Below are 18318 nucleotides of genomic sequence, written 5' to 3' on the forward strand. Positions count from 1 at the left end.
TCAAATCGCCCCCGCAAAGTTTATTAGATAAGTAAAAGCTATTACTTCGTAGTGTATTTATTTGTAAACTATTGCGACATAGTATGTAGACAAGTTTTATCTTGATTATATAAATTAACCCCTTTGCTCATTTAATGAATTTAGTAGGAGATGTTATGGATAAATTATTTTCATCAAAAATATATATAAATCATAGATTTAAGCTAATTATGGTATTGGATTTATTGACGGTAATATTTGGAGTAGTAGCATCTATATTTTTAGGTAAGGCTTCGGATCCATTTTCTATGTTGAATGACCATCACGTAGAAATAGCCGAATTTTTAGTGATTTCACTTGTGGTTTATACAATTAGTTTTTATTTATTTGGTACTAATAAATCACTATGGTCTTACTTAGGTGTAAATGAAATAGTAAATATCTGTTTTTCAGTAGTATTAGGGGATTTAATCACTAGTATTTTATACCAATATATGCTACCTGATACATTTTCAAATGTTAGATTTGCGATTTTTTCACCGTTATTAATAATCGCAGGAATGATGTTTACGAGAATGCTTTATCGTGCTTTAAGAGAAAGAGAAGCGGGTAAATATGGAGCTACTTCTTATAAGAATACATTTATAATAGGTGCAGGAGATGCTGGGTATATCTTGTTAAAAGAACTATCTAAAAATAATATTTTCCGTGCCAATGTAGTTGGGCTTATCGATGATAACAGAAAAAACTCTGTAATTAGTGGGGTTACTGTTGTTGGAACAACATATGATATGCTGAAACTTATTCCGAAATATGAAGTAGAACAAGTATTTTTAGCTATTCCTTCAATTGGAGCATATGATAAAAATAGAATATTAAACGTACTAAAAGAAGCGAATGTTACTGTTAAAGTAATGAGCTCAGGTATAGCTGTAGAGGATGGAGAAAGTATTTCTAAACACTTAAAAGACGTCTCTATTGAAGATTTATTAGGACGTGGTGAGGTGAAACTATCTCAAGGTGAAATTCGTTCATATATTAAAGGGAAAAGTATCCTTGTTACTGGTGCTGGTGGTTCAATCGGAAGCCAAATTGTTCGAGAAATATTCAAATTCAAACCTAGTCAACTTGTTTTAGTAGATGTTAACGAGAATGCATTATACATGTTAGAACGTGATTTAGATTTTGAAAAATCACATAGTAAAGAATATAACGATATACAATATATTTCAGAAATAGTAAGTATTCGTGAGAAAGCAGCTTTAGCTGAGGTGTTTGATAAGTATAAACCGGATGTAGTGTTCCATGCGGCAGCACATAAACACGTTCCTTTAATGGAACGCCGTCCACAAGAAGCTATAAAAAATAATGTTTTTGGAACGAAAAATGTTATGGATGTGGCGATTGAAAAAGAAGTAGAAAGATTTATTATGATTTCTACTGACAAGGCGGTAAATCCTACGAATGCGATGGGAGCTTCGAAACGTTTAACAGAGATTATCTTACAATCAAAAGGTAATAAGTATAAAACAAAATTTGCTGCGGTTAGATTTGGTAATGTATTAGGTTCTAGTGGTTCTGTAATTCCTATCTTTAAAGAACAGATTAAAAAAGGTGGACCTATCACAATTACTCATAGAAATATTATTCGTTACTTTATGACGATTCCAGAAGCGGCACAATTAGTACTACAAGCTGGGTATTACGCAAGTGAAGGGGAAATTTTCTTATTAGATATGGGAGAACCTGTAAAAATAATAGATCTAGCGACAAACTTAATCAAACTATCAGGATTAGAACCATATAAAGATATTGATATCGAAGAGATTGGTTTAAGACCTGGTGAGAAAATGTATGAAGAGTTATCACTTGATTACGAAAGTAGTGAAAAGACTGATAACCAAATGATTTATAAAAATACAACTTTAGACATTGATGTAGACGAATTAGATAGAAAACTAAACGAATTAAAATCAATGTTAGGACATTCAACAAATGAAGAAATACGTAGCAAGTTGTTTGAGATAATAAATTGTTATAATGGATAAAAAAAGAGAGCGATTCAAAGATGATTTTGAATCGCTCTTTTAGCTATGGGAGTGACGAAAAAATCGCGATTTCTAAGAAACAAGATTTTGTCGGATCACTCTCTAGCTAGTTTTAGAGAGTGTTATTTTTTATTTTTCTACGTTTTTAGTTTTTTTAGCTATATAGTTATTTATAACAAACGCTAACACTATAGGTAATTCCATATAGGTAAGTTTGAGTACAAATAATAAAGTTTTGTATTTTTGTTCAAAGTCTGGACTGACTGCATTATCTAAGATTAATAATAGTGCAGTACCAAATAACAGATAGAATACTAGAGATATGTAAAATCTTTTTTTAAGTTTTTCTGCGTTTAACATAGTAACCTCCTTGAAATCGAGTATTGCGTATTTACTATTAATATGGAGTGGCTCAAAAAGTATAATCTTTTAAGAAACAAGATTTTGTCGAGTCACTCGCTAGCTAGTTTTAGATAGTGTTATTTTTTATTTTTCTGCGGTTTTAGTTTTTTTATCTATATAGTTAGTTAGAATCCAAGCTAATACTATAGGTAAGATTGAACAAAAATATTTAAACACTGATATTATGGTTTTATATTTTTGTGTAAAATCTGAACTAACTACTTCATCAAGCAAGAAAATGATTATAGGAGCAAATAAAAAAACATGGAATACTACAAATATGTAAAATCTTTTTTTGAGTTTTTCTGTGTTTAACATAGTAACCTCCCTGAAATTGCGTATTGCGTATTTACTATTAATATGGAGTGACTCAAAAAGTATGATCTTTTAAGAAACAAGATTTTGTTGAGTCAGCTCCTTTAGTAACTTTAACATAACACAAAATATTAAAAAATAAAAGACTTATAAAATCATTGTTTTTATGGTATAATAAAAGTTAATGATGTTATTTTTAGAGATAGTTAACATAACATTACTTAAAAGAATATATAATGATTAAGTGCTGATTTCAAAAGAGTAAATTTTTTGAGGTTGGTATTTTTTAGTTATCAAAGTTTAGATTCTATTTGTTGGTGTATTATTATCTCGGATTATCTTTGATATTTCAATAGATGAATAGAGTGTGGTATAATATTTAAGTGAAACAAATAGGAATGATTTACGAGGTTTAAACTATTAAGATTATATAGTTTACATCTAAATTGATAGCGAGGTGATTGAATGAGTAAAGTTTCAGGTAAGGTAACAAAGGTTGAAAGTAAAGGGCTGTATATAAAACTAGAAAATGGTAAAGATGCATTTTTACCGAAGGAAAATATGTTTATAGGTAAAAAGAAGAAGCTAGAGGAAATTTTTTCAGTTGGTTTTGTTATTAAAGCTGAGGAAAAAAGTACAAAAGATTCTTTAGTGATCTTAACACAAAAAGAGTTAAAACAAGTCGAAGGTGAGAAGAAAAAAGTAGAGAAAAACTCAAAAGAAAAACAGAATAAAAAGAAAAATAAATCAAAGCCACCGATCAAAAAAGAAGTTAAAGAACAACCAGAGGTTCTGAAAAAACAAGAAGTACAGGAAGAAAATCAGGAACCTAAACAGGAGACAAAAACTTTAAAAGACTTGAAAAAACTTCAATTCATAGGAAACATGAAGATTTCTGTAGGAAAAGGTAAAAAGAGTAATATTACCGAACTGTCTGAGGAAAAAGAAGAGAAAAAAGAAATTTTACCAGCCCCAGAAGGGTTGCTAGAAAATATAATCTCAACGACGAAGCAAGCTGAGGATAAGTTTGAAAAAATAAAGAAAGGTCTTCAAGAGAGAGGTTATCTAGATGGACATTAATATTTTATGGCAAAAAACTGATAAAATAGCACTAGGTCTGTCAGGAGGGGTAGACTCTATTGTTCTGTTTCATCTACTTGTAACGAAGTATAAAGAAAGCTATAAGGAACTGGTAGTATTCCATATAAATCATGGTTTAAGAGAACAATCCTATGAAGAAGCTGAATTTGTAGAGAATTTTGTTAAAAACTATAACGTGAAGTTCTACAAAAAAGAGCTAAATATGAATGAACTGGCAAGAGATAGCCACACATCAGAGGAAATGCTCGCAAGAAAACTACGTTATGAAGCTTTTGAGGAGATGTCTTCATTAGAGGGTGGAGTGAAGTTAATAACTGCTCATCACAAAAATGATCAGGTAGAAAATATTCTTATGAGACTCCTTAGTGGGCGTAGTATGGATTATAACTTAATGATAGAAGAACAGACTACTATTGGAGAGTTAGAGGTTTATCGCCCATTATTAAGTGTTTTAAAGGTTGAACTTGAGCAGTACGCTGATGAAAATAACTTGAAATACTACGTTGATTCAACAAACTTCGATACAGACTACACTAGAAATAATATAAGGCACAACATCGTACCTCTATTAAAAGATGTGAATGCTGCAAGTTTTGATAATTTAATCAATTTTTCTAGTTATTATAAAAACGTTAATACTGAATTAAGAAATAAAGTATTAGAAGACAAAGCTAATTATGTAATTTCTGAAGAAGAAGGTAAAGTCGAATTAAACAAAGAAAAATTATTAAAAAATGCTAAAGAAGAAATTTACTTCTTGTTAAGAGATATATTAGCAAATAATTTTAGTATTTTCGATGTGAAACAAAGAACGCTATTTACAATAATAGAAGACTTAAAAAGTAGAAATAACAACAAAAGTTATGATTTAAAAAATAATTTAAAAATAATTAGCGAATATAATAGTATTTATATTCATAAAATCGAAAAAAAATGTTATAATGATAGGATAGAATTAATAATAGATGAAGTAGATATTAATAAAGTTTATACATTTCATCAGAGTAATTTTCTAATAACGACAACTAATAACTCATCAGAAGTAGGATTTAACAAGGAAGACTTGCCGCTCGTAGTTACGACTAAGAGAGATGGAGATAGGATTCAAAGAGGTAAGGTTAGTAAAAAACTTTCACGTCTTTTTATCGATGAAAAGATTCCTAAGGAACTTAGAGATAAACTTCCAGTAATTCGTAATAAAGATAAGGTGTTAGGAGTTTTAGGAATAAATACTAAAGTTAACAAAAATAAAAAATATGATTATTATATAAACATGAAAGGATAAAACAGTGGAAAATTTATTAAAAGATATCGAGAAAGTTCTATTTACACACGAGGAAATCGTAGTTGCTAGTAAAAGAATCGCTAAACAAATTGAAGAGGATTATAAAGATAAATGTCCTGTTCTAATTTGTACATTAAAAGGTGCATTACCTTTTATGGCAGAACTTATGAAACATATTGATATTCATGTAGTTACTGACTTCATGGATGTATCTAGTTATCACGGAGGAACTGAATCTTCTGGTGTAATTAAAATCAAAAAAGATTGTGGAATGGATATCGAAGGTCGTCACGTAATTATCGTTGAAGACATCGTAGATACAGGAAGAACTCTTAAAGCTCTTATTGAAAACCTAAAAGGAAGAAATGTTGCTTCTGTAGCATGTGCTTCACTAGTAGATAAACCTGAAACTCGTGTAGTTGATGTTGAAGCAGATTACATCGGAATAGTTTCACCAAATGAATTCCTAGTAGGGTTTGGTTTAGACTATGATGAGAGATATAGAAACTTACCTTATATCGGTGTTCTAAAAGAAGAAATTTACTCATAATAATATTTTAATCAAAAAAGGTCAAAATATTAGTCAAACTTTAGTTACATATGGTAAAATAAATTATGTTTAGAAAAATGATAGGAGGAAGATTGTCTATATGAATAATAAAAAAAGGCAGAACCCTATCCTTGGTATGCTTGCATTAATCGTAATCGCGATTGGATTATTTGCTTATTGGCAGCAAGATTTACCTGGGACAACTGAAAAAATAGACTATGCTAAACTTGTTCAGACTATTAAAGATGACAAGGTTAAAGAAATAAGTCTACAAAGAAAAGATGAGAACTACAATGTTAAAGGTACATACTCAGAAGGAAATAAAAACTTCGAGAGTGTAGTAGCGGCATCTGATTCTGAAGTACAAAAACAAATTAACGAAAAAGCTAAAGATGGAAAATTAAGTGTAGTAGAATATAAACCAGCTGAAAAAACTGGAGCAATTCTATCATTCTTAGGTAATATTATTCCATTTATCTTAATGATGGGGCTATTAGTTTTCTTTATGTCACAAATGCAAGGTGGCGGTGGAGGTAAAGTAATGAGCTTCCAGAAATCTAAAGCTAAAAAAATTGATGGTGGAGAAGCAAAAGTTACATTTAAAGATGTAGCTGGAGCTGATGAAGAAAAACAAGAACTTGCAGAAATGGTTGAGTTCTTAAAAGATCACCGTAAATTCACTAAAATGGGTGCTAGAATCCCTAAAGGTGTCCTACTTGAGGGTCCTCCAGGGACTGGTAAAACTTTACTAGCTCGTGCTGTAGCAGGTGAAGCAAAAGTACCATTCTTCTCAATCTCAGGATCTGACTTCGTTGAGATGTTCGTAGGGGTTGGGGCTAGTCGTGTTCGTGACCTATTCAAAGAAGCTGAAAAGAATGCGCCATGTATCATTTTCATCGATGAGATTGATGCTGTAGGACGTAAACGTGGAAGCGGAGTAGGTGGAGGAAATGACGAACGTGAACAAACTCTTAACCAACTTCTTGTTGAAATGGATGGATTCGATGGTGAAAAAGGTATTATCGTAATTGCAGCTACTAACCGTGCTGACGTATTAGATAACGCTCTTAGAAGACCAGGCCGTTTCGACAGACAAATTAAAGTTTCTACACCTGATGTAAAAGGTCGTGAGGCTATTCTTAAAGTACATGCTAAAAATAAACCACTTGCCAAAGGTGTTGAACTTCGTTCATTAGCAGAAAAAACTCCAGGATTCTCTGGTGCGGATCTTGCTAACATTCTTAACGAAGCGGCGTTATTAGCAGCTCGTGAAAACAAATCTAGTATTGATAAAGAAGATCTAGATGAAGCTATGGACAGAGTAATCGGTGGTCCAGCTAAACGTAGTAGAGTATACACTCCAAAAGAAAAACGTTTAGTAGCTTATCACGAAGCAGGTCACGCAATCGTAGGTATGGTACTTGATAGTGCTGATAAAGTGCAAAAAGTTACTATTATCCCACGTGGTGATGCTGGTGGATATAACTTAATGATTCCGGAAGAAGAAAAATACTTCCAAACTCGTACAGATTTAATCGACAAAATCTGTGGATTACTTGGTGGACGTGCTGCAGAGCAAATCTTCTTTAACGAAGTGTCTACAGGTGCTCACAATGACTTTGAACGTGTAACAGCTATTGCACGTGCGATGGTTACAGAATATGGTATGAGTGAAGCTGTAGGTCCAATGCAAGCACCATTCCACGATCCATATGGTGGACGTCAACTTTCAAGTATCGGTAACTATTCAGAAGAAATGCTGAAAGAAATCGATAAAGAAGTTCGTAAAATTATTAACGAATGTTACTCAAAAGTTCTTCACATTATTGAAACTCACAGAGAACAATTAGAACTTATTGCACAAACTCTTATCGAAGTTGAAACAATCGATAGAAAAGAAATCGTTGCTCTTTACCAATTTGGTAAAATGCCAAAAGACTTAGACGAAAGAGAAGCAGAACAACTAGATAAAGTAGTTAATAAGAAATATTACGAAGAACAAGCTCGTAAAGCTAAAGAAGAAGCTGAGAAAAAAGCTCAAGAAGAGGCTGAAGTAGAGAAAGAAAAAGCTGTCTCAAAAGAGGATAAATCTTCAGACGAAGAATAATAAAGAAACCCTAGATTTGGAACTAACCAAGTCTAGGGTTTTGTTATATTCTTTTGAAAAATTATTATATCAATGTTGATATTCATAATCCAAAGTGAGCGATAAAAGCTGCTGAGTTAACTCTATTTAAAACTTCAGGTAATGTTTACGTAAAAATCTTGACGCTGTCAAAAATTACAATAAAACATCTTATACACATTTACTCAAAAGATATTATTTTGAATAACTCGTATATGGAAGATTATTTTAAATTATATTACTTGATTATATAAAAGTTGTATTGTTGTACAGAACTATGCTTGTAATCTATATTGTATATATTGATTCTATTAATTTTTTATTCTGTTTAACGTTTCGAATACTCAACAGCTCGTGCTATTTTTGGTTTTGCTGGATTTTTATCTATATTATTTTCTTCTAATAGTTTCTCAAATGCGGCTAGTCCTGATTCGTAATCTTTTGTCTCGAATTCTAATTCATAATCGACGATATCATTGATAAATGTTGTTTTATCAAGAACTAGCAATCCTTCTTCTAATGTTACTTCGTGCCTTAATGTTTCTATTTTTTGAATTAGCATCGGAGTTTTAATTTTCACATTCATTCGCTCTAATTCTGCGATAATCTCATTTGGTAAAATCGGTAGTACCGTTGGTTCTTTTGGATATCTTTCATCAAGCGGTACGTTGATTTCGATATTTTGAGTTTCACCTTTTATTTTCAGAGTCATCTCCGTTTTTTTGTTAGTATATCGAATTCTTAGTGCAGCTCCAATTTTTTTGAAACTCTCATTTGCATCATCATAGTAGAAATTTTTGTTAATTATTTCTTCAAAATTACTTAGGTTATACTTTTCGTATAAATCCTCATATTGATCTTTTGCTAGTAAGTTTTTAAATTCTATTTCTATTTCTCGCATGAGATTTCCTTTCTTTTTTCAATCGCAATAATAAATGGAGCGTTATTTTTCTGATTTATAAATTGATAAATTAGAACTTCGGCTTCTTTTTGGTCAAGATTTTGAAGTTCATTTAACAATGCTTCTTTTTCTAGTTTGCCATTTTTATGTCCCCAGTAGACAACGATAACGATTCTACCACCGACTTCTAGATGTAGTAAGAATTTTTTAATAGTCGCAAGTGTTGTTTCAGCCATTGTTGTAATCTCGTGATCAGCATTTGGTAGGTATCCTAGATTAAAGACAACAGCACGAATTTTCTCATCTATATATTTATCGAATTTGAAGTGAGAATCAAGAATAATCTCACATTTATCGCTTAAGTCTGCTTCTTTAATGAGGTTTGTAGTATTTTCTATTGCCAATTGTTGAATGTCAAATGCATAGACCTTTTTAGCTGAAGTTTTTGCCAGAAACAATGTATCATTTCCATTTCCAGCAGTAGCGTCAACAACGATTGAATTTTTATCTATAACTTCTTTTAATAATTTTTTGCTAAAAGCTAATACCTTATCCATATTATTATCCTTATTATAAAATTATTTTTGTCTATGTACTTTCATTTCTGAAAGAATGTCGCTAAGTTCGTAGTAGTTGTCGCTTGCGATTGTAAAATCAAGTGATGTGTTGATAATTTCGGCTAGTAGTTTTGAATTATCGCTTGTATAGTCTTCTTCTCTATCTAAGTTTGCTTTAAGACCAGCCACAAGTTTTTCTAATTTTTCTACTAAATCTGCCTCTGTAGTATCATCATTTTCATCGAAATCTTTAGTGTAATCTTTAATATTAAAGCTAAGGCCGCCTTTTAATGGTACGATATATAAAGCACGTAGGTTATTTATGTCTTCGCCAACTGCAGCTGAAAGTTCATGTAGAGGCGCTGTGTAAATTTTCTCATCTTCAGCACCAGCTTGTTCGATAACTTTAACCTCATGGTCGTAAGGATAGAAAGACATAAGCTCATCCGATACATTCGCCGCAGTCAAATCGTCATAACATTGTGTAATAAGTAGATGTTGTAGAGGATTAACCTGTCTTAATGTTTCTAATGCAGTAGCATCTACAAGAGAAAATCCTTCTACAGGATCGAACTGTGCAGCATTGAAGCAAGAATCTAAAAAGCTCTCTCCACCAACAATTTTAACATCTTTTCCGCTATTTATAAGAAGTTGAGTAGTTAACTCGGCAACCATCGGATGCCCTGGAACAAGATACATTACATCGCTATTTTCAGAAAGTTCAAGAACATAATTTGCAATACCGTTATAAGTATTCTCGAAATTTTCGCTTTCTGTATAAAATCTATCACAAGTTTCAAATGTGATGTTGTTTTCTTCTAGGAAAGAAATCGCAGGATGCTCCTTAGTACGCGCAATAACCTTTGCATTCGTGTTATTTAGTAAAAGTTGTTTGATATTTTCTTTAATGTTTGAACTATCATTTGGTCCAAGTCCGATAATATAAATCATAAGTTTCTCCTTATTATAGATTTAGTCTATTTTTCTAATCTTAAAGAGGGTAGCTTGAAAATCGTGATTTCTGAGAAATCGATTTTGCCTAATTACCCTCATTCTTTAACATAGTTATTATAACATAAATAGCCTATCGATTGATTAAAAACATTTCTAACATAAAATAAGAAGAGAGAGAACTGAACTTTTAATGTTAAAAAAAGATAGAAAATATAAATAATAATTATATGTTTTACATTGATGAACAACTATGTTTACTACAGTATAGAGAAGAAAAATTCCCGTGGTGAGCAAAGTTGCCTAAGGAAATGTTAGAAAATAGATAATTTTAGAGTTAAATTGTATAAAGAAAAAGATAAATATGTGCCTAAATACTGTAAAAACAAGGGTTGTAAAATTATCGGCAAAAAAACAAAACATTAAATTTTTGACTATACAAGAATAATGAAAAGTGAAAATATTTTTGAGTTAAATGGTTTTGGAAATATTAAAAATAAGAGGTGAAAGCTTGATATGTTTAGATTTACATATAATTAGCAAAGTGATATAATTGAATTATAATAATTTATTTATAAGGAGGAATTGAATATGTCAATAAAAGCGTTAAAAGTTGCTAAAGCAGCACTTAAAACACCAGGGGTATTTGCAGGAGGAGTAGCATTCGGAACTTTCGGTCTTAAACTTTTATCAAGCAAAGATGCTAAGAAAGGTTACTCAGTTGTTTTATCAAAATTATATAAAGCAAAAGATGGAGTAGAAGGAACTGTTTCAAACATCAAGCAACATGCTGATGATGTAGTGGCAGATGCTAAAGACTTATACGAAAAAGAAAAAAGAGAAAGCAATCTTCAAGAATTAGAGGCGAAATAAGATGGATTTTAAAATACTGCATCTGTCAAGTGCCAGAGCTAGGGTTAGAGCTGATTTTCGCTTAACACCAGATGTGAAAGTATATTTAAAAAAACGAGCAGCCAAAATCGAAAACATACAAAAAGTGGACTTTTATCAAGATGAGTACACTTTTGTTGTTATTTTTAAAGAAGGAAGTAGCAGTTGTTTACAAGAATTCTTTAAATTAATTGATAAAGAAAAAGTAAAAAACTGTTATGAGAATCCAGTAGCTAAAGCTGAGGAAAGTCCTTATTCGATAATAATGGATGCTATGTTTTGGCGTGCAATGTCGAAATTATTCGTACCACTTCCACTAAGAGCGATTCATACATGGTGGAAAGCTTCAGGATATTTGAAAGACACATTAAAACTACTAGCACGTAAGCAAGTTACTATGGAAACACTTGACTCCGCGGCAATTCTTGTATCATTAGCGACGGGGGCTCGTGAAACGGCAAGTTCTATTATGTTTATTTTAGAACTAGGAGAATCACTTAACAATTGGTCTGAGAAAAAATCTGTAAAAGTTCTTGAACAAAGTTTGACTTCTATGGATAAAGAAGTATGGCTTGTTGAAGAAGAAGGAAATAGAAAAGTAACTTGTTCAGAAGTTAGGAAAGATGATGTAATACTAGTTTCAGAAGGAAATGAGATTCTATTCGATGGTATTGTGATGACTGAGGGCGCTAGTGTTGATGAAAGTTCATTAACAGGAGAAAGTTTCCCAATTGTCAAAAATATCGGAGATAAAGTTTATTCTAATACGATAGTTGTTAACGGTGAAGTTAAGATTAGAGTCGAAAACCCACAGGTTAATGGTCGTATTCATCACCTTATCCAATTGATGAAAGATTCTGAAAGTAGAGAAGATACATATCACTACAAATATATAAAATTAGCGGATAGTATTGTAAAATATAACTTCTTAGCGATGGGACTAACGTATTTATTTACTAGATCATTTGCTAAGGCGATTTCGTTCTTGTTAGTAGATTATTCATGCGCATTGAAATTATCAACACCGGTGGCATATCTAACTACTATTAAAAACTTAATCGATAAGAAAATCGTAGTTAAGAACTCTGTAACACTTGATAAATATGAGGATATCGATACATTTGTTTTTGATAAAACAGGAACAATAACGGTGTCTAAACCATATATTCAAGAAGTGCTACCATTTTATGGATATTCTTATGAAGAAGTACTAAAAATCGGAGCGTGTTTAGAAGAACATATCTATCATCCGATTGCTAGCGCTGTTGTGAGTAAGGCAGAGGAAGATGGAATTGAGCATGAAGAAATGCATACAGAGTTATATCACATTGCCTCAAAAGGTATAGTTTCTCATATTGATGGAGAAAAAGTTGTTATCGGAAGCAGACAATTATTAAAAGATGAAAATGTAGTCGTCACAGATGAACAAGAACAACTAATTGCTGAAAAACAAGAACAGTATAACCTATTATTCTTAGGGTATAAAGGGAAATTGATTTCAATTTTCTGTGTAGATATACCGCTAAGAGATGAAGCGAATGAGGTATTAACTGAACTTAGAAATAATGGTAAAAAAGTTGTCTTATTAACAGGGGATAACGAAGTAAGAACGAAGAAAATTTTAAATGATGTAACTTTTGATGAAGTACATACAAGTATGACTCCAGTTACGAAATTTGAGTACATTAAGAGTGAAAAAGAAAAAGGACGTCGTGTACTTATGATAGGTGACGGTCTAAATGATTCGGCTGCACTATCGGAAAGTGATGTAAGTATCGTTATGAGTGAAAGTGCTGATCTTTCGAAACAAATCAGTGATGTCGTTTTAAAATCAGATTCACTTAACTCGTTATTACTATTATCGGATGTTTCTAAAAAATTACGTGCGCAAATGAGTAACAATGTTAAGAGTACGGTATCTATTAATAGTTCATTAATATTCCTAGGACTGATAAACGTATTGCCATCTAACTTACTAGCGTTACTGCATAATTTAACTACATTTAGTATTGTACTGAAAAACTTTAATATTAAGTAGAGAAAGTCAAAAGATGCTGAGATAATTATGAAAGAAGGTACCTATCTCTTTTACTTTTGAATATGTAAACTAAATAACAATAAAACTCGAGTCTGGGATAATCTGGATTCGAGTTTTTTGTATAGATAACCCGGTTTTGAAAATACATATTACTAATTTGAAATTTCCTTTATTATTAAATTTGAAAATGTATATAATATATAGTGCTATATCAATATAATGAAACAAAGGAGAGTGTATTAATGAATGAAAAAGAAAATTGTTAAGTATTGTGGAGGTTGCGTCATTAGTAGAAGGTATAGGAGTAGTAGCAAGTTCACAGGCACAAGCAATTATATTTCATAGCTGAAAAGAAACGTGGAGATATAAGAGTAGGCCAAGATGTTTATTCAAGACATCTAGATAGAGATGGTGATGGAATAGCATGTGAAATCAGTAAATCAAATGGACAATATAAACCACGTGCTCAACACGCTCAACATGGTCAAAATGGTTGGGTAAAAAGCGGTGGATCTTGGTACTACTATAAAAATGGTTCAGTAGTAAGAAATACGTGGGCGGGAAATTACTGACTAGGATCAGATGGAAGAATGGTAACAAACAGCTAGGTAGATAACAATCGTTACTACGTAGGAAATGACGGATCATGGGTCCCAGGTAAATAGATTCATGTCTGTAATTTAGTTATCAGTCGCGATAGGTAATATAATAATAAAAGCTTTAGTTCACAGGTGAGATGAGCTAAAGCTTTTTGTGTATGATATGAAAATATGATGATAAGAATCTTGAAATCTTGAAGTATAGTAAGTGTATATTTATGTATTTAAATAGAGTTTGAATCTATAGTGATTCTGCGTGGAATTTTTATAGTAGTAATATGTAAATAAGAAATTATTATTTCAACTGAAAAATGTTTGAATATATGTTATACTAGTGAGTAAATGAATACATTCTTTAAGGAGAGAATAAGTGAAATTAACTTTTTTTGAAAAACTAGAACAGTATAGAAATAGTTCTAAAGAAGTATATATTAATAATATATATCAGAATGAAAATTTAACATATAAAAATTTAATAGAGTATTCGGATAAACTTGCGTTTTATCTAGAAGAAAAACTAGGGGAAGATAAAAACCCTATAGTAGTATATGGACATAAACATCCGTTTATGTTAGTGTACTTTTTAGCGTGTGTAAAATCGGGAAGAGCATTTTGTCCAGTAGATATAAACACACCTAAAGACAGAGTGGAAGAAATAGTAGAAACAGTAGAATCAAAACTAGTACTTGTCACAGAAGAAATAGAACTGACTAGAAAAATGCTAGATGTAGAATCTGCTAAAGAAATACTATCAACTACACAAAATACAATATCAAAAGAACACTACGTAAAAGATGAAGATTTATTCTATATTATATTTACATCAGGAAGTACAGGAAAGCCAAAAGGTGTGTGTATTACATATAACAACTTGAATAATTTTTTACATTGGTATACAGGATATTATGATGAAAAAGAAGAACTAGTATTTTTAGGACATCCACCATTCTCATTTGATCTATCGGTAATGTCATTATGGCCAAGTATTTATCTAGGGGCATCTTTAGTACAAATAGATAAAAAACATCAAGAAAACTTCAAATTAATGTTCGAGGAATTGAATAAATCAAATGCTACAATATGGATTTCAACACCATCATTTATTGAAATGTGCTTTATAGATAAAAACTTCAATCAAAGCTTAATGCCAAAAGTAAAACAATTTGTATTTTGTGGAGAAAAACTTTTTAGTACTACTGTAGCCAAAATCCACGAAAACTTTGAAAATGCTCAAGTAATAAATACATATGGACCAACAGAATCTACAGTAATGGTCACATGGGTGGAAGTAACAAAAGAATTAAACCAAAAATACTATGAGAACCTACCAGTAGGAGAAGTGAAGTGGGGTACTAAAGTATACCTAGAGAATCCTGATGAAGATGGTAAAGGTGAGATAGTAATTACAGGAAATACTGTCGCAAAAGGCTATTTCAAAAATGATGCTATAACAAATGAAAAATTTGGATTAGGCGAAGTAGACGGAAAAGAAGATAGAAGCTATCTTACTGGTGACTTAGGATATTTCAAAGATGGCATGTTGTTTTGTGAAGGGCGCATAGACTTTCAAGTGAAACTTCACGGGCATAGAATCGAACTTGAGGATATAGATAACAATCTACTTAAAAACAAAAAAATACGACAAGCGGCAACAGTTCCAAGTTATGAAGATGGAAAAGTAAAATCACTAACATCGTTCATAGTATACAATGGTGAAATAGAAAAACGCTTCGAAGTTACTAAACAGATAAAACATGAACTTAAGAAATTAGTACCGGAATATATGATACCTAAGAAGATTGTCTTTATAGATGAGATGCCATTAAATAATAACGGTAAAATAGATAAGAAGAAGTTAAAGGAGTTAGTATAAGATGAGCTACTTTGAAGGAATAGAATTCTTCTTTTTCTTAGCTATAGCACTAATTATAGGATTTATAATAAACTATTTAGGTAGGAGAATCGAGTATTACATCTTAGCGTTGTCGATAATTTTTGCCGTAGTTATATATGGAAAAAGTACGATAATGCTAGTGTACCTAATAGGTTTTATCCTATATGAATATATATTGGTATTAATAGCACAAAAAACAGAAAACAAAAAATCCTTAAAAATATTAGTAGTATTATCAATATTACCATTAGTAATAAATAAAATATTCGCGATAACGCATTTTCATTTATTAGCCTTTATAGGAATATCGTATATGTCATTTAAAACGATACAAATTATGATAGAAATATCAGATGGTTTAATAAAAGAAAAAATCAGTGCTGTAGAATATGTACAATTTTTACTATTTTTCCCAACAGTAAGCTCAGGTCCGATAGATAGAAGTAGAAGATTCATGAGTGATATAAAAGAAAAAATGCCGAGAGCCGAGTACTTAGAACTAGCAGGAGAAGGAATATACAGATTAATATTGGGATTATTATATAAAGTAGTATTCTCAACACTAAGTTATCATTACCTAGTTGGTTTAACAAACCATGGAGCCTTTATGTATTCGATAAAATACATGTATCTATATACACTATATCTATTTTTTGACTTTGCAGGATACAGTTTAATGGCAGTAGGAAGTAGTAATATCTTAGGAATAAAAACACCTATGAACTTCGATAAACCATTTTTAAGTATAGACATAAAAGACTTCTGGAATAGATGGCACATGACGCTATCAACATGGTTAAGAGACTTCGTATTCTCAAGAGTCTTTATGGAAGCAACAAAGAAGAAAAGATTTAAGAAGAGATTAAATACAGCGATGTATGCCTATATGGTGAATATGGTGCTTATGGGATTCTGGCATGGTTTAACTATAAGTTATATAGTCTACGGATTCTACCACGGTTTATTAATGGCGGGATTTGAATATTACCAGAAGAAAAGTAAATTTTACAAGAGGAATAAAAATGAAACATGGTATAAAGTTCTTAGTTGGTTCATAACGATAAACCTAGTAATAATAGGTTTATATATTTTTTCAGGAGAACCATATAAACTAATAAGCCATGTACTAAAAAAATAATATAGCGTTAGGAGAATAAACATGATAAAAGAACAGATATTAGAAATGTTAGAAGAAATCTGTGAAGATGAAGTTGTAAGAGAAGATTTAGACATAAATATGAAAGAAGAAGGTCTAATGGACTCATTAGCTTTCGTAGAAATGTTAGTGAAAATCGAAGAAATATTTGGACTAAGTATAGCACCAACAGAAGTAACATATGAAGAAATAGACACACCTAATAAAGTAATTGCATACATAGAAAATAGGAAGTAAAGATGATAAGATTAAAAGCATTTTTAATATCAATAGTATTGGTATTAATTACACTTGTAATTTTAAATAAGACGTATATAAAAAAAATAGAAGACTATTATAAAGTAAATGATAATAGTGTCAGATATAGTACTGCTTATGAGAAATATAAGAGTAAAGACATAATAACAGAAAATATAACGCCAAATACTTTGGTGTTGTTAGGATCTTCAGAGTTGACTGCAACAATTAATGAGAAATATCATCCTAATAAAATATTTAATTATGAAGACTTTAATATTATGCAGATTGGAACAGGATATTCGCAAAATATTATTCAAGCTTCGACGTTGGGTTCTATAGAAGGTTCGATGGAAAATAAAAAAGTTGCAATAGTAGAATCTGTCCAATGGTTTGCTAAGGGCGGTTTGCAAAAGGATGCCTTTCTAAATAAAGCTTCGCAAGAACATATATATAATACTATGACTAATGATAAAATCAGTAAAGAAACAAAAGAAAAACTTATTAATAGAGTAATTGAACTAACAAGTAATAACAAGGGACAGAACGATATATATAAAAAGTATAAAGAGTACTTTATTGAAAATAAAGGGAGCTTTATAGGAAAGAAAGTTTTAGAGTTAGATAAGGATATATATTCATTTAAGAATAAGATTCAGTTTTATACAAATAAAGGAAAAATAGATTATCCTCTTTTTGGACAAAATACTCCTAATTATGATTGGGATTCTCTTACAAATGATTTTGTGGAAAAAATTAAGGGAACTACAAATAATAATGATTACGTAGTGGATAATAAATATTATGATACATATTTAGCTAAAAATTATCCTTCTTTTAAAAATTCAAATAAGGAATTAAGTTACTTAGATTCACCAGAATACACTGATTATGAAATATTTCTTGATGTTGCGAAAGAATTAGGAATGGAAGTCGAAATAATAATTTTCCCTGTAAATGGAAAATGGAATGATTATACTGGAGTCTCTAGGGAAATGCGAGAGCAAACGTATAGAAAAATTGAAGAAGTAGCGAAAAAATATGTTAATGTTAAAGTTTTAAACTATGGTAATCGTGAATATGATGACTATTTCCTATTTGATGTAATGCATGTGGGTGTGAAAGGATGGATGGAAGTTGAAAGAGAGCTTTACAAATTTGCAAAACAAAATTAGTGATAACTTAAAATTAATTTTATGGGTGATATTCTTTTATGTGTTAATTATGGGAATAATTATTTATTGTTTTGTAACTGATTTTTCAAATGTTCAAGAATATGTTTATAGTGA

17 protein-coding genes are annotated in these 18318 nt (G+C 30.9%); 12 read left to right on the forward strand and 5 right to left on the reverse strand.

The window, feature by feature from the left end:
* The first annotated feature begins 155 nt into the window (after nt 1–155).
* Complete coding sequence (locus RYK99_RS02680) at nt 156–2027, forward strand: nucleoside-diphosphate sugar epimerase/dehydratase (RefSeq protein ID WP_314989885.1); 1872 nt, start codon at nt 156–158, stop codon at nt 2025–2027.
* A 129-nt stretch (nt 2028–2156) separates the two neighbouring features.
* Here the strand turns inward: RYK99_RS02680 and RYK99_RS02685 are convergent, their stop codons facing one another.
* Both RYK99_RS02685 and RYK99_RS02690 read right to left on the reverse strand, forming a co-directional pair.
* On the reverse strand, nt 2157–2387 hold the full coding sequence (locus tag RYK99_RS02685; protein ID WP_314989887.1) for a hypothetical protein: 231 nt from the start codon (nt 2385–2387) through the stop codon (nt 2157–2159).
* Nucleotides 2388–2513: 126 nt separating this feature from the next.
* A complete protein-coding gene (locus RYK99_RS02690; protein WP_314989889.1) occupies nt 2514–2747 on the reverse strand; it encodes a hypothetical protein in 234 nt (77 codons plus the stop codon).
* A 462-nt stretch (nt 2748–3209) separates the two neighbouring features.
* On the opposite strand from RYK99_RS02690, the gene RYK99_RS02695 reads away from it, so the two are divergent.
* The 4 genes from RYK99_RS02695 (at nt 3210) to ftsH (ending at nt 7787) form a co-directional block, all read left to right on the forward strand.
* Nucleotides 3210–3824 carry a S1 RNA-binding domain-containing protein gene (locus RYK99_RS02695; protein ID WP_314989891.1) on the forward strand — a complete coding sequence of 205 codons (615 nt, stop codon included), beginning with the start codon at nt 3210–3212 and terminating at the stop codon, nt 3822–3824.
* The gene (gene tilS, locus RYK99_RS02700; RefSeq protein ID WP_314989893.1) at nt 3814–5130 is read left to right on the forward strand and encodes a tRNA lysidine(34) synthetase TilS; all 1317 of its coding nucleotides are present in this window, start codon (nt 3814–3816) and stop codon (nt 5128–5130) included. Before RYK99_RS02695 ends, tilS begins: the two co-directional genes overlap by 11 nt.
* A gap of 4 nt (nt 5131–5134) precedes the next feature.
* The gene (hpt, locus tag RYK99_RS02705) at nt 5135–5680 is read left to right on the forward strand and encodes a hypoxanthine phosphoribosyltransferase (RefSeq protein WP_003147592.1); all 546 of its coding nucleotides are present in this window, start codon (nt 5135–5137) and stop codon (nt 5678–5680) included.
* A gap of 100 nt (nt 5681–5780) precedes the next feature.
* Nucleotides 5781–7787, forward strand: a complete 2007-nt coding sequence (ftsH, locus tag RYK99_RS02710; RefSeq protein ID WP_314989895.1) for an ATP-dependent zinc metalloprotease FtsH — start codon at nt 5781–5783, stop codon at nt 7785–7787.
* Nucleotides 7788–8133: 346 nt separating this feature from the next.
* On the opposite strand, the gene RYK99_RS02715 is transcribed toward ftsH, so the two are convergent.
* Genes RYK99_RS02715 through RYK99_RS02725 form a run of 3 tightly spaced genes read right to left on the reverse strand, consistent with a single transcriptional unit; the run spans nt 8134 to nt 10214 of the window.
* Complete coding sequence (locus RYK99_RS02715; RefSeq protein WP_314989897.1) at nt 8134–8706, reverse strand: CYTH domain-containing protein; 573 nt, start codon at nt 8704–8706, stop codon at nt 8134–8136.
* Complete coding sequence (locus tag RYK99_RS02720; protein WP_314989899.1) at nt 8694–9263, reverse strand: class I SAM-dependent methyltransferase; 570 nt, start codon at nt 9261–9263, stop codon at nt 8694–8696. The genes RYK99_RS02715 and RYK99_RS02720 overlap by 13 nt, the downstream gene beginning before the upstream one ends.
* A gap of 21 nt (nt 9264–9284) precedes the next feature.
* Nucleotides 9285–10214: an SAM-dependent methyltransferase gene (locus tag RYK99_RS02725; protein ID WP_314989901.1), complete on the reverse strand. Its 930-nt coding sequence runs from the start codon at nt 10212–10214 to the stop codon at nt 9285–9287.
* 591 nt (nt 10215–10805) lie between these two features.
* Between RYK99_RS02725 and RYK99_RS02730 the strand changes: the two genes are divergently transcribed.
* The 7 genes from RYK99_RS02730 to dltD all read left to right on the forward strand — a co-directional run bounded on the left by RYK99_RS02730 (nt 10806) and on the right by dltD (nt 18204).
* Nucleotides 10806–11087 (forward strand): DUF6110 family protein, encoded by a 282-nt coding sequence (locus RYK99_RS02730; protein WP_003147734.1) that lies wholly within the window; start codon nt 10806–10808, stop codon nt 11085–11087.
* Nucleotide 11088: 1 nt separating this feature from the next.
* Nucleotides 11089–13143 carry a heavy metal translocating P-type ATPase gene (locus tag RYK99_RS02735; protein ID WP_314989904.1) on the forward strand — a complete coding sequence of 685 codons (2055 nt, stop codon included), beginning with the start codon at nt 11089–11091 and terminating at the stop codon, nt 13141–13143.
* A 365-nt stretch (nt 13144–13508) separates the two neighbouring features.
* A complete protein-coding gene (locus RYK99_RS08840) occupies nt 13509–13715 on the forward strand; it encodes an excalibur calcium-binding domain-containing protein (protein WP_399544018.1) in 207 nt (68 codons plus the stop codon).
* 397 nt (nt 13716–14112) lie between these two features.
* A complete protein-coding gene (gene dltA / locus RYK99_RS02740; protein WP_314989906.1) occupies nt 14113–15615 on the forward strand; it encodes a D-alanine--poly(phosphoribitol) ligase subunit DltA in 1503 nt (500 codons plus the stop codon).
* A 1-nt stretch (nt 15616) separates the two neighbouring features.
* Nucleotides 15617–16774: a D-alanyl-lipoteichoic acid biosynthesis protein DltB gene (dltB, locus tag RYK99_RS02745; protein ID WP_314989908.1), complete on the forward strand. Its 1158-nt coding sequence runs from the start codon at nt 15617–15619 to the stop codon at nt 16772–16774.
* Between the two features lie 21 nt (nt 16775–16795).
* Nucleotides 16796–17029: a D-alanine--poly(phosphoribitol) ligase subunit DltC gene (gene dltC / locus RYK99_RS02750; protein WP_314989911.1), complete on the forward strand. Its 234-nt coding sequence runs from the start codon at nt 16796–16798 to the stop codon at nt 17027–17029.
* A 2-nt stretch (nt 17030–17031) separates the two neighbouring features.
* Nucleotides 17032–18204, forward strand: a complete 1173-nt coding sequence (gene dltD / locus RYK99_RS02755; RefSeq protein WP_314989913.1) for a D-alanyl-lipoteichoic acid biosynthesis protein DltD — start codon at nt 17032–17034, stop codon at nt 18202–18204.
* Nucleotides 18205–18318: the final 114 nt, after the last annotated feature.

Source organism: uncultured Gemella sp. (genome assembly GCF_963537375.1).
GTDB lineage: Bacteria > Bacillota > Bacilli > Staphylococcales > Gemellaceae > Gemella.